15 protein-coding genes are annotated in these 14,272 nt (G+C 45.7%); 3 read left to right on the plus strand and 12 right to left on the minus strand.

From position 1 onward, the window contains the following. Positions 1–54 precede the first annotated feature (54 nt). The 7 genes from rlmM to pomA all read right to left on the minus strand — a co-directional run bounded on the left by rlmM (position 55) and on the right by pomA (position 6,950). A complete protein-coding gene (rlmM, locus tag NL644_RS19945; RefSeq protein ID WP_253658725.1) occupies positions 55–1,146 on the minus strand; it encodes a 23S rRNA (cytidine(2498)-2'-O)-methyltransferase RlmM in 1,092 nt (363 codons plus the stop codon). Continuing rightward, complete coding sequence (locus NL644_RS19950) at positions 1,143–1,541, minus strand: DUF423 domain-containing protein (protein WP_005391376.1); 399 nt, start codon at positions 1,539–1,541, stop codon at positions 1,143–1,145. Before NL644_RS19950 ends, rlmM begins: the two co-directional genes overlap by 4 nt. Further along, complete coding sequence (locus tag NL644_RS19955; RefSeq protein WP_243327051.1) at positions 1,531–2,154, minus strand: alpha/beta fold hydrolase; 624 nt, start codon at positions 2,152–2,154, stop codon at positions 1,531–1,533. The genes NL644_RS19950 and NL644_RS19955 overlap by 11 nt, the downstream gene beginning before the upstream one ends. Beyond that, positions 2,135–3,055, minus strand: coding sequence for a transcriptional regulator GcvA (locus NL644_RS19960; protein ID WP_005391378.1), 921 nt, complete (start codon positions 3,053–3,055; stop codon positions 2,135–2,137). Before NL644_RS19960 ends, NL644_RS19955 begins: the two co-directional genes overlap by 20 nt. A gap of 511 nt (positions 3,056–3,566) precedes the next feature. Beyond that, positions 3,567–5,015: a tRNA uracil 4-sulfurtransferase ThiI gene (gene thiI / locus NL644_RS19965; protein WP_253658726.1), complete on the minus strand. Its 1,449-nt coding sequence runs from the start codon at positions 5,013–5,015 to the stop codon at positions 3,567–3,569. 211 nt (positions 5,016–5,226) lie between these two features. Beyond that, positions 5,227–6,174 (minus strand): flagellar motor protein MotB, encoded by a 948-nt coding sequence (locus NL644_RS19970; protein WP_006741833.1) that lies wholly within the window; start codon positions 6,172–6,174, stop codon positions 5,227–5,229. Between the two features lie 14 nt (positions 6,175–6,188). Beyond that, positions 6,189–6,950 (minus strand): flagellar motor protein PomA, encoded by a 762-nt coding sequence (gene pomA / locus NL644_RS19975; RefSeq protein WP_005381564.1) that lies wholly within the window; start codon positions 6,948–6,950, stop codon positions 6,189–6,191. 263 nt (positions 6,951–7,213) lie between these two features. On the opposite strand from pomA, the gene xseB reads away from it, so the two are divergent. Genes xseB through dxs form a run of 3 tightly spaced genes read left to right on the plus strand, consistent with a single transcriptional unit; the run spans position 7,214 to position 10,248 of the window. Continuing rightward, entirely contained in the window at positions 7,214–7,456 is a 243-nt protein-coding gene (gene xseB / locus NL644_RS19980) for an exodeoxyribonuclease VII small subunit (RefSeq protein WP_005381566.1), read from the plus strand. Between the two features lie 21 nt (positions 7,457–7,477). Beyond that, a complete protein-coding gene (gene ispA / locus NL644_RS19985) occupies positions 7,478–8,362 on the plus strand; it encodes a (2E,6E)-farnesyl diphosphate synthase (protein WP_005391389.1) in 885 nt (294 codons plus the stop codon). Between the two features lie 20 nt (positions 8,363–8,382). After that, entirely contained in the window at positions 8,383–10,248 is a 1,866-nt protein-coding gene (dxs, locus tag NL644_RS19990; protein WP_047010153.1) for a 1-deoxy-D-xylulose-5-phosphate synthase, read from the plus strand. A gap of 46 nt (positions 10,249–10,294) precedes the next feature. On the opposite strand, the gene pgpA is transcribed toward dxs, so the two are convergent. From pgpA to ribBA, 5 genes are all read right to left on the minus strand, one after another. Beyond that, positions 10,295–10,801 (minus strand): phosphatidylglycerophosphatase A, encoded by a 507-nt coding sequence (gene pgpA / locus NL644_RS19995; protein WP_150916388.1) that lies wholly within the window; start codon positions 10,799–10,801, stop codon positions 10,295–10,297. Positions 10,802–10,891: 90 nt separating this feature from the next. Next, on the minus strand, positions 10,892–11,857 hold the full coding sequence (thiL, locus tag NL644_RS20000; protein ID WP_253658727.1) for a thiamine-phosphate kinase: 966 nt from the start codon (positions 11,855–11,857) through the stop codon (positions 10,892–10,894). A 78-nt stretch (positions 11,858–11,935) separates the two neighbouring features. Then, positions 11,936–12,403 carry a transcription antitermination factor NusB gene (nusB, locus tag NL644_RS20005; protein WP_005381571.1) on the minus strand — a complete coding sequence of 156 codons (468 nt, stop codon included), beginning with the start codon at positions 12,401–12,403 and terminating at the stop codon, positions 11,936–11,938. After that, positions 12,403–12,873 (minus strand): 6,7-dimethyl-8-ribityllumazine synthase, encoded by a 471-nt coding sequence (gene ribE / locus NL644_RS20010; protein WP_005381572.1) that lies wholly within the window; start codon positions 12,871–12,873, stop codon positions 12,403–12,405. Before ribE ends, nusB begins: the two co-directional genes overlap by 1 nt. A gap of 169 nt (positions 12,874–13,042) precedes the next feature. Beyond that, positions 13,043–14,152, minus strand: a complete 1,110-nt coding sequence (gene ribBA / locus NL644_RS20015; RefSeq protein WP_005381573.1) for a bifunctional 3,4-dihydroxy-2-butanone-4-phosphate synthase/GTP cyclohydrolase II — start codon at positions 14,150–14,152, stop codon at positions 13,043–13,045. Positions 14,153–14,272 lie beyond the last annotated feature (120 nt).

Below are 14,272 nucleotides of genomic sequence, written 5' to 3' on the forward strand. Positions count from 1 at the left end.
TGAAGGCGCTTTTTTCTATTCTCGGGACTATCCCCAAATGACTCGGAGATAGAATTAGTACGGCGACATGTTCGATAGACACTGGATATGAATCGTGATTTCTTCACGATCATGATACAAATGCTTAGCTTGTAGTCTGAACTTTACCTTATTATCAATCAGGAACTGCTTCAGGTTTTCAAGGTCTTGCAGCACCTCGTCATAGCGGCCTTTCATTGGCAGCTTAAGGTTAAAGATTGCCTCTTTCGCCCAACCTTTTAACAGCCACTGGCCCATAAGGTGAGCAACACGAGCTGGCTTTTCTACCATGTCACAAACAATCCATGTTACGTTCTTACGGTCTGGTTCGAATTTAAAACCATCCACCATATGATGCTTGATCTGGCCGGTTTCCATCAAGCTGTCTGCCATCATGCCGTTATCGACACAGTGAACGAACATCGAGCGCTTCACCAATTGGTACGTCCAACCGCCTGGACATGCCCCTAAATCGACCCCCCACATTCCTGGAGCCAAACGCTCATCCCACTCTTCACGTGGAATAAAGACGTGAAATGCTTCTTCCAGTTTAAGCGTTGAACGACTTGGGGCGTCTGCTGGGAACTTAAGGCGAGGAATACCCATGAAGAACTGAGAGTTATTGTCTGTGTAAGAATAACCGACATAACAGTGGCCAGGCTCCACAAAACAAATGTGCAGTACTGGCTTCTTCGCGTTGTCTTTGTTCAACATTAAACCTTTACCGCGCAACGCTTGACGCATTGGGACAGTAAATTTACGGCAGAATTTCAGTAGTTCTTTCGCTTCATTCGTATCCGGAGTTTCAATTCTCAAATCCCCACAGCGAGGAAACGCTTCAATGTCTGCTAGCTCGTTCAAAATTGGGCTAATGCGGTCATCACTTGGCAGCGATTGAAACTCAGCCGCTACCGCAAACATTTGGCGAGCGAAGATTAACGACTTGAAGTCCAAACCTCTCGCAAGTTTGTCCGCATCTCCATCTTGGTAACACTCGAAGACAACATAACCTGAGTTTCTCTTCACACGAGGGAAGCCATACACTTCCAACTGTGTCGCTTTGTCCTGAATTTCACCAGCACACTCTTTCTCAAAGCCAGCACGGCAATAGAGCATTAGTTGTTTCACTTGGAGACCTCTTTGATATTGAACGCAGCAAAAAAGAACAGACACCAACCAATCATGAACAGCAATCCTCCCATTGGAGTAATCGGCCCAAACCACTTAATGCCTGTCAGCGCCAGCGCGTAAAGACTGCCGCTAAAACAAAAGATGCCGATGATAAAGCAAATCGCTGCAATGAAAAAATATTTTTGTGCTTTTTGTCCCAAATTCAATAGCAATAAAACCGCACAAAACACAATCGCCAGCGTGTGAATAAATTGGTACAACACTCCAGTCTCAAATACGCCAAGTAAATACGGAGCCAGCTGAGCTTTTAGCCCATGTGCAGCAAAGGCACCTAAAGCGACAGAAACCAGCCCAGACAGACCAGAAAATGAGAGTAACCACTTACTTTTCACGGTACACCTCTTTGATAAACGCCACTAACTGCTCTACCGCGAGCTCGATGTTACCCGCCTCGGTATGGCCTGAGCTCTTGCGCGGTTTAAAGCTGTGGTCACCATCGGGTAAAAAACTCACCTTAACTTGCGATGAAAGGACAAAGTCATCGAATTCCTCACGCTTACCAAAGGTGTCTCGCTCCCCTTGTAGAATCAGCGTAGGTTTCTCGATATTCGCTAAGTGATCGCCTTTGAACTTTTCTGGCTTTCCCGGTGGGTGAAATGGAAACCCTAAACAGGCAATGCCCGCCACCAGCTCATTTTCAGCCAGTAAACTCGACATGCGGCCACCCATTGACTTACCACCAATGACAATAGGTTGAGAGGTAAAGTGAGCAATCACTTCTTCATAGGCTTCCAGCAGTTTTGGCGCACGATCTGGTGGACGCTTTTTCCCATCTTCCGCTCGCTTAATCATATACGGGAAGTTAAATCGCACCACGCGAATTCCTTGCTCAACTAATCCTTTGGCAACGGCGGCCATGAAATCATGTTCCATCCCCGCTCCAGCGCCATGGGCAAAGATAAATAGAGGACCGCTTTCAGGTCCCTCAACTATCCATTGGCTCATCTAATACTTCCTCTTGCTCTTTTCTCGCGGTCGCTAACATCCAGTCTCTAAACGTTGCGATTCGGCCCATATCTGCCTGCTGTTCATGACACACCACGTAGAATGCATTCTTGGAGATCAACACCTCGTCGAATGGCGCGATGAGTCGTCCAGCTTCCATTTCTGGCTTGGCGAGTACGTTGTTACCAAGCGCAACCCCCTGACCATGCGCAGCAGCCTGTAGCACCATCGTCGAGTGACTGAAAATAGGACCGTGGTTTACATTGATACCTTCGATGTTGTAATGACGCGCAAACTGCTTCCAGTCTTTACGCGAAGTATCATGTAACAAAGTGTGTAATTTGAGGTCACTTAGAGATTCTAATGGTTTGTTGCCTAAAAGTAACGAAGGTGAACAAAGTGGGATCAGAAACTCTTGGTACAATTTATCCGCTCGCAAACCCGGCCAATTCCCACGGCCATAGTAGATAGCGACATCTACATCATCAGTCAGTGAACCTTCATCCATATCCACAGCTTTAATACGTACATCGATATCTGGCTCTTGAGCATTAAAGTCGGCCAAACGAGGCACCAACCATTGGATAGCAAAACTCGGCGGCAGACTGATCGTCAATGCCCCTTTTTCACTACGTTCCAATACCTTATCTGTCGCCTCGGCAATCGAGGTGAAAATATCTTTGATGTCGAGAAAGTAACTTTGTCCTTCTTCTGTCAACAATAGCGAACGATTACGGCGACGAAAGAGCTTCAACGATAAGAACTCTTCGAGTGCTTTAATCTGGTGACTGACCGCGGCTTGAGTAACAAACAACTCTTCTGCCGCTCGCGTAAAACTGAGATGACGAGCAGCCGCTTCGAAGACTCGAAGCGAATTTAATGGAGGCAATCTGCGAGACATATGGGACCTCAAATAGGATTAGTTTTTTTAATCTGAAACATTATAAAATGTCCGTTGTCGAACAGCCAGATAAATTCTATATTTCACCCCGCAACACGAGCCTGAACGGCTTGATTTCTTTGGAAATCAATTGGCTTCGTTGTTGCGATGTTGTGTTTGCAAACTCGTATTTCGAGTTAGGTAGATTTCTACCATAATGTTTTGTCCACACTCCCTGTGACAAAACATATACTTCCTGTATTTATTTTTGACCTGTCTGTCAAATTTGTTACACCGCCTAAATTAGGCGGTGTTTTTTTATCTATCGAAAATCTCATCCGTATATCTGGCAGCAACATCACTTTATTACTCTTCTTTCGGATTAATTATCGTTATATCAACACAAAGTGTATGGCTTTGCGATAAGCCTCAACATTATGCTAAGTAATGATTAGCTGTAACGCGATCAAAAACAAAAAAGGCGCAAATTGATGTCTCAATTTGCGCCTTTTAACGTCTTTTTATCAGTCAACTATGGGCGGTAAACTTTTACGTTATTGAAGCCTTGCTCTTGCAAGTAAAGCGCTTGCAGACGGCTCATCACACCACGGTCACAGTACAATAGATATGTCTTAGATTGGTCTAAATCACCAAACTGTGTACCCAACTTGTAGAATGGGATATGTTTCACATCCACACCTTCGATTTCGAGCGGGTTATCGTCTTCCTCTTCAGGACTACGAATATCTAGCACAACCGCGTGCTCTTCTACCGCTTCAACCTGCTCGACTTCTGGTGCTGCTTGCTCAGACTCTTTCGCGATATCACGAATGTCCATCATGCGTGCATCACGAACTACTTGCTCAAGAATGCTAAAGTCAAACTTCTCTTCTTCCGCTTCTAGCTTCGCTTTAATCGCTTTTACTGTCGGTTTCTTAGAAATAACACCACAATACTCTGGCATAGTCTTCGCAAAGTCTTCCGTGCCGATTTCGCGTGCTAGGTTAATGATGTCTTCTTTATCCCAGTTGATAAGTGGGCGCAGAATCAACGTGTCCGTTACGTTATCGATATGGCGGAGGTTAGTTAGCGTTTGGCTCGATACCTGACCGAGCGCTTCGCCTGTTACCAATGCTTCGATCTTCATCTTCTGAGCAATCATGCCTGCTGCACGCATGAACATACGCTTCAAGATAACACCCATTTGGCCGTCATCGACTTTCTCTAGGATTTCCGCAACCACAGGTTCGAAATCAACTGAAATGAAACGTACTTTTGCTGAAGATCCGTATTTGTTCCATAGGTAGTGAGAAACCTGCTTAACGCCAATTTCGTGCGCTGGACCACCTAGGTTAAAGAAACAGTAATGTACTTTTGAACCACGCTTGATATGAAGGTAGCTAGAAACACCAGAGTCAAAACCACCAGAGATCAAGCTCAACACGTCTTCTTGCGTGCCCAGTGGGAAGCCGCCTAGACCTTTATGACGAGCCAGCACTTGGTTTAGCTTATCATTCGAGACTTCCACCTTGATCGTCACGTCTGGGTTTTGCAGCTTAACTCTTGCGCTATCAATCGCTTGGTTTAAACCACCGCCGACATAACGCTCTAGTTCGATAGAGGTAAAGTCGTGCTTACCGCGACGCTTCGCACGTACAACAAAGGTTTTATTTTCGAGTGCAGAGCGATTTAGCTCCAGTACTTGTTCGAAGATATCGTGCAAATCTTTAAATTCGGTCTGCTTCACTTCCAGTACGTGGTGAATGCCTGGTGTATGAGTCAAAACCTCAAGAACTTCAGCGTGGAATTCGTTACTCTCAGAGGTCACTTCAATGTGATCACGACGGTTGAATACCGCGACAGATTCCGTGCGGCTCTTAATGATGTTACGAATGTTGCACTCTAAAATCTTTGTGAAGCGCTTACGCACAGATTCACTTTTTACAAAAATTTCTGGATGGGGCTTTACAATAAATTTCATAGTCTAATTCGCAGGTTAGTTTCGCAATCAACAAAGAGTGACACTCAACTTCAATGCTTCATACGCAGTAAAACCGCGTTTCAGTCACAAAAAGTAGTCTGAGCTCACTTTTAAGGCGCAAGATTATACACCCAAGCGGATTGGAAAAACAAAAAAAGCGAGCAATCTGCTCGCTTTCCTATCTCTCTACTGACTTAAAACTAAAGTCTAGTTATTGAATTACAGGCACTTCTTCACTGTATAGTGGTTCGCCTTGCATGATGCTGATTTCAACCCGTCGGTTAAGCGCGCGATTTTCATCAGAATCATTCGGCAACAATGGTTCAGTATCTGCCATGCCTCGCACTCTCAAACGTTGATGAGAGAAGCCTCTCACCTTCTCCATCTCTTGTGCGACCGATACGGCGCGCTGAGAAGAGAGATCCCAGTTAGAACGATAAAGCTCTGAGTCCAACGGTCGGTTGTCCGTATGACCGGATACTCGCACAATGCCTGGCACGTCTTTTACTAACTCTGCAATTTGTCGAACTAAAGGGCGGAATTTAGGCTGCAAGAAAGCCGAACCTTCAGGGAATGCACCTTTTTCACGCATGCGTATGACAATCTGTTGGCCAAGATTTTCAACTTCAATGGCACCTTGTTCAATCTCTCGCTCTAAGGCTTTCTTGATGCTTTCCATCAAGGTTTCCATCTCTTGCGACATCTCTTCAGATTGCTGCTGTTGCATGTCCGCTTCTGCAGATTGATTGTTTTGCGTTGACGTTTCTGGCGATTGACCACCGGTTAACTTTCCTTCATCACGCTTTGTGCCACCAGCTCGGTCAGACTCCCCTTCATGAAATTCGAGCGTCTGCTGAGTGATGTCCATGGTTTGCTGCATGATGACATCAATCGGCGTTGGTTCTGGTCGGCCCGGTCGAAACTCTTGAGCAATGATGCTAGTACCTTTGGGAATGTCTTTCACTTCAAGTTGATTTTGTACACCAAAGGCAAATTTCATTGATCCCGCAATCTGTTTGAACTTCAGTACGTCCATTTCAGAAAACGAGAGCAGAAGAACAAAGAAACACATCAGTAGCGACATTAAATCCGCGAATGTCCCCATCCATAACGGGAGACCGGGTGGCGGACAATCGCATTTGTTATCTTCATCATCCATCACTACTCTCCAAGTTACTCGTCAATCTCAAGGGCACGTTTACCTTCGTTGAGGTAGTTCTTCAAGTAGCTATCAATCACTCGCGGGTTTTGACCATCTTGAATCGCTAATACGCCATCCATGATCAAACGGCGGTTTAGCGTTTCTTGGTCACGGCGCAGAGACAGCTTATCTGCAATAGGGAAAAACACCATGTTGGACAGGATCGCGCCATACAATGTGGTTAAGAGTGCAACCGCCATTGCTGGTCCAATCGCTTTTGGATCATCCATGTTCGAAAGCATTGCGACTAAGCCAACCAAGGTACCAATCATCCCCATTGCAGGGGCAACGTCACCAAAGGCGCGAAATACGCCAGTGCCTTGAGTATGTCGTTCATCCGTAAGCGCGATGTCTTTTTTTAAGGCCGCTCTTACCACGTCGGCATCATGGCCATCAACAAGCAAATCAATGCCTTTTTGCATAAAAGTGTTATTAATTTCCATCTCTTCAAGAGCAAGAAAACCACCTTTACGTGCCGCATCGGCCATTTCCACAATTTTTGCGATCAAGTCTTCCGGTTCATCCGCTTTAAACATGAAGGCTTTGCCTGCGATCTTTGTTGCACCAAAGAACTGTCCCATTGTGAACTTCATCAGTACTACAAATATTGAGCCACCAACGACAATAAGGATCGACGTGACATCGACAAACATGCCGATGCTGCCACCAAGCACCATCGCCATAATGACGAATGCAAAACCACCAATCAAACCTAATAGGGTTGCTAAATCCACAAAGCACTCCTCACGCTATACTCAAATACTGCCATTGGGCGGATTATTACCTGTATCGACAACTCGCGCAGAATTTTTAGAAAAATCTTAGCTAATGGATCACAAATTAGACTTAACAACCTTAACCAAAATATGGGGTTTCAGCGCTTAGGCTCGTTTAACGCTAATTTTGTGACAATTATATAAGGTTAAATTTGACCAAGTTACTAGGCTAAGGTAACTTTCGTGCATCTTCTCCAAGGCTTGATTAAGGCAGAAAAAAGATGGCGGTCAAGAAACCAGAAAACATGACCTTCGAAGCAACCATTGAAGAGCTTGATAGCTTGGTTGATCAATTAGAAAATGGCGATCTTGCCCTAGATGATGCTCTACGTAAGTTTGAACGAGGCATTGCCTTAGCTCGTGCTGGCCAAACGAAACTTAGCGACGCCGAACAGCGCGTAAGTATTCTTCTTAGCGAAGATGATGAAGCACCACTGAGTGACTTCAAACCAGATTCAGAATAACCATCAGTAGTGAGCAATGTGATGCAACAGACATTGACGTCTTTTCAACAAAGAAACAATCAGCAATTGAATTTGTGGCTCGATCAGCTTCCATATCAAGAGCAGCCATTGATTCAAGCAATGAAATACGGCCTTTTGCTAGGTGGAAAACGCGTTCGCCCTTTTCTTGTTTACATCACAGGTCAAATGCTCGGCTGTAAACCAGAAGACTTAGACACTCCTGCCGCTGCTATCGAATGTATACATGCCTACTCACTCATTCATGATGATCTGCCAGCCATGGACGATGATGAACTGCGTCGAGGTCAACCAACTTGTCATATTAAGTTTGATGAAGCAACCGCAATACTGACAGGTGATGCACTACAAACTCTCGCCTTCACCATTATTGCCGATGGTCAATTAAACCCGGCAGCCGAGACTCAACGCATCAACATGATCAAAGCGTTGGCGCATTCTTCTGGCGCCAACGGCATGTGTGTTGGACAAGCTTTAGATTTAGGCGCAGAGAATCGCCAAGTTTCTCTTGAAGAAATGGAAGAGATACACCGTAAAAAAACCGGAGCTCTGATTGATTGTGCGGTAAAATTAGGTGCATTAGCTGCTGGTGAGAAAGGTATCGAGGTTCTACCTCACTTGGAGCGCTACTCAAAAGCAATTGGTTTGGCGTTTCAGGTTCAAGACGATATTCTTGATATCATCAGTGACACAGAAACACTGGGTAAGCCTCAAGGTTCCGACCAAGGTCTGAATAAGAGCACTTATCCTTCCCTGCTGGGTTTAGAGGGAGCCATAGAGAAAGCTCACACTCTGTTACAGGAAGCACTTCAAGCATTGGAAGCTATCCCATACAATACTCAGTTACTCGAAGAGTTCGCCCGATATGTCATCGAGCGCAAAAATTAACACTATAAGCGCGCATTTATATGACTCTTGATATTTCAAAGTACCCAACACTGGCGTTAGCAAATACACCGGAAGAATTACGTCTCCTTCCGAAAGAAACATTACCAAATCTGTGTGATGAACTGCGAACGTATCTGCTAAATTCAGTGAGCCAATCTAGCGGACACTTAGCGTCTGGCTTAGGCACCGTGGAGCTAACTGTCGCTCTGCATTATGTTTACAACACCCCTATCGACAAATTGATCTGGGATGTTGGTCATCAGGCTTACCCGCATAAAATCCTCACCGGACGTCGCGATAAAATGCCAACAATTCGCCAAAAGGATGGTCTACACCCTTTCCCTTGGCGTGAAGAAAGTGAATATGACACCTTATCTGTCGGTCACTCTTCGACATCGATTAGTGCAGGTCTTGGCATGGCCATCAGCGCACAAAAAGAAGGCAAAGGTCGTAAAATTGTCAGTGTGATTGGCGATGGCGCAATTACAGCAGGCATGGCATTCGAAGCCATGAACCACGCTGGCGACGTTCATCCTGATATGTTGGTGATTTTGAACGACAACGAAATGTCGATTTCAGAAAACGTCGGCGCGCTGAATAACCACCTTGCTAAGGTACTTTCTGGCAGCTTGTACACTTCTATCCGTGAAGGCGGTAAGAAAGTGCTGTCTGGTGTTCCACCTATTAAAGAGTTGGTTCGCCGTACGGAAGAGCACCTCAAAGGCATGGTAGTGCCTGGTACTCTGTTCGAAGAGTTCGGCTTTAATTACATTGGTCCGATTGATGGGCACGACGTCAATGAACTCGTCAAAACGCTAAAAAACATGCGTGAGCTCAAAGGTCCTCAGTTCCTGCACATCATGACCAAGAAAGGCAAAGGTTATGAGCCTGCCGAGAAAGATCCTATCGGCTACCACGGTGTTCCTAAATTCGATCCAACGCATAACTGTCTACCGAAAAGCAGTGGCGGTAAGCCAACTTACTCAAAGATCTTTGGTGACTTTTTATGTGATATGGCGGCCCAAGATCCTAAGCTAATGGCAATTACGCCAGCAATGCGCGAAGGCTCTGGTATGGTACGTTTCTCAAAAGAATATCCAGACCAATACTTTGACGTGGCGATTGCTGAGCAACACGCTGTGACACTTGCAACAGGTATGGCAATTGCTGGCGATCATCCAATCGTAGCTATCTATTCGACTTTCTTGCAACGTGGTTATGACCAACTGATCCACGATATCGCGATCATGGATTTACCAGTAATGTTCGCTATCGACCGTGCAGGTCTCGTTGGTGCAGACGGCCAAACTCACCAAGGCGCATTCGATCTAAGCTTTATGCGCTGTATTCCGAACATGGTGATCATGGCGCCAAGTGACGAAAACGAATGTCGACAAATGCTTTACACTGGCCATAAACATACTGGCCCTAGTGCGGTTCGATACCCTCGCGGTAGCGGGATGGGCGTAGAAATCGAAACTGAGTTTACGGCTTTAGAAATCGGTAAAGGACGCATGGTTCGCCAAGGTGAAAAAGTTGCTATTCTGAACTTTGGTACTTTCTTGGGTAACGCGCTAGAAGCGGCAGAATACCTTAACGCCACTGTTGCTGATATGCGCTTTGTGAAGCCGCTCGATGAAGCATTAATTCGTCAATTAGCCGCAGATCATGACGTGCTCGTGACGTTAGAAGAAAATGTTATCGCAGGTGGTGCAGGTGCAGGTGTCGTTGAGTTCATGATGAAAGATAAAATCATTAAGCCAGTCTTAAACCTAGGCTTACCCGATGAGTTTATTCATCAAGGAACACAAGATGAACTGCATGAAGAGCTTGGTCTCGATGCAAAAGGGATTGAAAAATCCATCTTGGATTATTTAGCAAAATAGAATGTAAAAAGGGATGCTCATGGCATCCCTTTTTTATGTCCAACGTTTAATTCATCCAGCCTGCGTATTTTGCGACTAGAAACAGGGCAACACCGGCCATAATTCCCGCCACGATATCATCAACCATAATACCCAGCCCACCGTGAACTCGCTTATCTAGCCACCCAATTGGCCACGGTTTTACCATGTCGAAAAAACGGAACAAGATGAAACCAGTGAGCAACCACTTCCACTCGGTCAACGGAATATTTAGCGCAGGAACGATGCTCATCGTAATCCAAAAACCCGCAAATTCATCCCATACGATTGAACCATGATCATGTACTTTCATGTCTGCAGACGTCACTTGGCAGATTTGAATGCCGATCACACACGAAATCAGAACAACAATGACATACGCCGTAAATGGCAATTGCGCCAACAACAAAAAGAAGGGCACGGCCGCCAGTGTCCCCATTGTTCCTGGGATAAACGGGGATAATCCACTGCCAAAACCCGTCGCCAATAGATGCCACGGGTTCTTTAATGAAATCAGAGAAAGAGGGTTGGTCATATCCTTAAACCTATACTGCTAGTTTGGTTTCAATCGTCATGCCTGCGAGTTGCTCAATAGTAACAGGCTCTGGCTAGAGCTTAGCTCAGATCATTTAAAGTGGTCGAAGCCACTTAAGTCCCAATCAAGTGGTTGATTGTTATCATGCAGCTCGAAGGTTCCATTTGGTCGAATTTGACCAATACATGTGACCTTACAGCCAGTATGAGATAAAGCGCTTTGTAACGAGCCTCGATTTTGCTCCGGCACGGTAAAACACAACTCGTATTCTTCGCCACTTGCTAAAGCATACTGCTGCGCGCTGATCTTATCATCTAAAAACTGGACTAATTCTGAAGAGATCGGTAACTGAGAGACATCAATACTCACCCCTACCTGAGATCGCTGTAAAATGTGCTTAATATCAGAGATTAAACCATCTGAGATATCTATCGCCGACGAGGCTAAGCCAACAAGAGCTTGTCCAGCAAGCACACGAGGCGAGCTAAGGTAATGAGCGCGCTCTAGTGCTTCCGCGCCGGCTCTGCTGCGTAGAGAGCCATCTAGAATCACATCCAAGCCAGCTTTTGCATCGCCAAGGTTCCCCGTTACGTACACCCAGTCCCCTGACTTTGCTCCGGAACGTGTGAGAGCTTTACCTTCAGGCACAAAACCTTGCACCGTCAGAGTCAGACACAATGGCCCTTTTGTGGTATCACCGCCAATTAACTGAATACCATAGTAATCAGCCAATTCGAAAAATGCATCACAGAAAGGTGCAAGCCATTCTTCATCTGGCTCGGGCATCGTTAATGCAAAGCTCACCCACGCTGGCGTTGCTCCCATCGCTGCTAAATCACTGATGTTAGAAGCCAATGCTTTGTGCGCTACCCATGCGGGGTTCGCATCGGCTAAGAAATGCGTTCCCGCCACCAATGTATCCGTACTAATCGCAATCTGAACATTAGCCGGCGCTTTGACGAGTGCGCAATCATCACCAGCCGCTAGGTGGACATCTTTACGTTGGCTCTGACGATCGACGAAGTATTTGTCTATCAGATTAAATTCACCAGACATAATTCACTTACTTTTTGATGTAAAAGCTTTTGATACAAAAAAGGTCAGCATGTGCTGACCTTTTCATTGAAGAAATCGTTATTTCTTACGAATGTGAGGTGCTGCTTTATCAAGTACACCGTTCACAAACTTGTGGCTATCTTCTGCTGCGAAGACTTTTGCAAGTTCAATCGCTTCATTGATAACAACTTTGTAAGGAACATCTTCGCGACGAGTCATCTCGTACATAGCAAGGCGAAGAAGAGCAAGTTCCATCATATCTAAATCCTGCATAGGACGAGAGATGTATGGACGAATTTTGCTATCTAGCTCAGCGTGGCTAAGTACAACACCGCTTAGTAGTTCACGGAAGTAAGCTACGTCTGTTTCTGGAGCAGCAAGCGCTGGCTCAGATGCATGAAGTTCTTCTTCATCGTATTTGTCGCCAGACAAAAACTGTTCTTCAATCTTGGCAACATTCTCTTTAGTAATTTGCCATGAGTAGATCGCCTGTAGAGCGAATTGACGTGCGTTACGACGTGCGGCTGGTTTCACACTGGCCCCCATTAGGAATCAATTTCAGATAGTACATTAATCATTTCAAGTGCGCTTAGTGCAGCCTCTGCACCTTTATTACCAGCCTTGGTTCCTGCGCGTTCAATCGCTTGATCGATCGTATCAACAGTCAAAACACCAAATGCTACTGGAATGCTGAATTCCATAGACACTTGTGCTAGACCTTTGTTCATTTCACTACAAACATAGTCAAAGTGAGGCGTTCCACCGCGAATAACAGACCCTAGAGAAACAATAGCGTCGAATTTGCCAGTTTTAGCAACACGCTGAGCTACTAGAGGTAGTTCTACGGCACCTGGACAACGCACAACCGTGATGTTGTCTTCGCTTACTTGTCCGTGACGCTTTAGTGTATCGATCGCACCAGAAAGTAGGCTTTCGTTAATAAAACTGTTGAAACGAGAAATAACGATAGCAATTTTTGCATTTGGCGCTGGGAAGCCACCCTCGATCACTTTCATAAGCTTTCCTTTAACTCTATTTATAAGTGAAATATGTTCATCAAGTGAGAATCGCCGGATTCTAGCACAAATTTGTGAGCAATATCTAATGGAAATTGGAGGCAAATCACCGGTTCCTAGCCATTGACGAGTTGAGTGCGTAAAAGACTAGGAACTTATTGTTCGGTTGTTACTCGCAGACGTACTCAACCACGTTCAGACCAAAACCACCTAATGCGTGGTACTTTTTGTTGGTCGATGACAGAAGGCGCATATCATGTACACCGAGATCCGCAAGAATCTGTGACCCCACACCAACACGGCGAGACGTACCTTGTTTTTTAGCAAGCGTTGGTGCTTCACCTTTGTCTTGCGCTTCAAACATCTTCACGCGATGAATAAGTAGATCGGTCGATTCTTCATGGCCAAGAACAACCAGCACACCGCCTTCTTCACCAATGCGTTTCATTGCCTTATCTAGTGTCCAGCTGCGCTCTGCATTACGATCGCTACGTAGTAAGTCGGTAAAAACGTCTTGAAGATGTACGCGAACCAGTGGCGCTTTTTCTTTCAAATCGCCCTTGCACATTGCGTAGTGCACTTGGTTATCAATGGTGTCCTTGTACGTGACTAACGTGAACTCGCCAAACTCTGTCGGTAACTTGCACTCTGCCACACGTTCAATCGTTGTCTCAGTGTTATTGCGGTACTCAATTAGGTCGGCAATAGTGCCCAATTTAATACCGTGCTTCTCTGCGAAGATCTCTAGATCAGGGCGACGAGCCATGGTGCCGTCGTCATTTAAGATCTCAACAATCACCGATGCAGGCTCTAAACCAGCAAGGCGAGCCAAATCACAGCCAGCTTCAGTGTGACCAGCGCGAGTCAGTACGCCGCCATCTTGGGCCGCGAGCGGGAAGATATGACCAGGCTGCACCAAATCCGCAGCTTTGGCGTTTGGCGCGACTGCCGCTTGAACCGTACGTGCGCGATCCGCGGCTGAAATACCCGTCGTTACCCCTTCTGCCGCCTCAATCGAAACAGTAAAGTTGGTTGTGTATTGCGCATTATTGTCTTGCACCATTGGTGGCAGACCTAGGCTTTCGCAACGATCTTTGGTCATGGTTAAACAAATCAGGCCACGGCCATAGGTTGCCATAAAGTTGATGGCTTCCGGCGTAATATGCTCGGCAGCCATGATCAAGTCACCTTCATTCTCGCGGTCTTCATCATCCATTAGGATGACCATTTTGCCTGCGCGAATATCATCAATAATTTCTTGTGGCGTACTGATTGGCATAGTCTGTTTTCCCGTTATTCTAAATTTGTTATTGCGGCAGCAATGAAAAAATCATGTTGCAGTGAATGCTGGTGAGGTCAATAGTTTGAGCTTTGCACCAAGCAAGTCAATGAATCTCGC

Source organism: Vibrio sp. Y10_XG_PY6, from assembly GCF_024181795.1.
Classification (GTDB): Bacteria; Pseudomonadota; Gammaproteobacteria; order Enterobacterales; family Vibrionaceae; genus Vibrio; species Vibrio diabolicus.

Bases quoted from the DNA above. Each gene is read 5' to 3' on its own strand.
- NL644_RS19960 (WP_005391378.1), bottom strand. From the start codon at position 3,055: ATGTCTCGCAGATTGCCTCCATTAAATTCGCTTCGAGTCTTCGAAGCG.
- ispA (WP_005391389.1), top strand. From the start codon at position 7,478: ATGCAACAGACATTGACGTCTTTTCAACAAAGAAACAATCAGCAATTG.
- dxs (WP_047010153.1), top strand. From the start codon at position 8,383: ATGACTCTTGATATTTCAAAGTACCCAACACTGGCGTTAGCAAATACA.
- ribBA (WP_005381573.1), bottom strand. From the start codon at position 14,152: ATGCCAATCAGTACGCCACAAGAAATTATTGATGATATTCGCGCAGGC.
- NL644_RS19970 (WP_006741833.1), bottom strand. From the start codon at position 6,174: ATGGATGATGAAGATAACAAATGCGATTGTCCGCCACCCGGTCTCCCG.
- thiL (WP_253658727.1), bottom strand. From the start codon at position 11,857: ATGTCTGGTGAATTTAATCTGATAGACAAATACTTCGTCGATCGTCAG.
- pgpA (WP_150916388.1), bottom strand. From the start codon at position 10,801: ATGACCAACCCTCTTTCTCTGATTTCATTAAAGAACCCGTGGCATCTA.
- thiI (WP_253658726.1), bottom strand. From the start codon at position 5,015: ATGAAATTTATTGTAAAGCCCCATCCAGAAATTTTTGTAAAAAGTGAA.
- NL644_RS19955 (WP_243327051.1), bottom strand. From the start codon at position 2,154: ATGAGCCAATGGATAGTTGAGGGACCTGAAAGCGGTCCTCTATTTATC.
- nusB (WP_005381571.1), bottom strand. From the start codon at position 12,403: ATGGGGGCCAGTGTGAAACCAGCCGCACGTCGTAACGCACGTCAATTC.
- xseB (WP_005381566.1), top strand. From the start codon at position 7,214: ATGGCGGTCAAGAAACCAGAAAACATGACCTTCGAAGCAACCATTGAA.
- ribE (WP_005381572.1), bottom strand. From the start codon at position 12,873: ATGAAAGTGATCGAGGGTGGCTTCCCAGCGCCAAATGCAAAAATTGCT.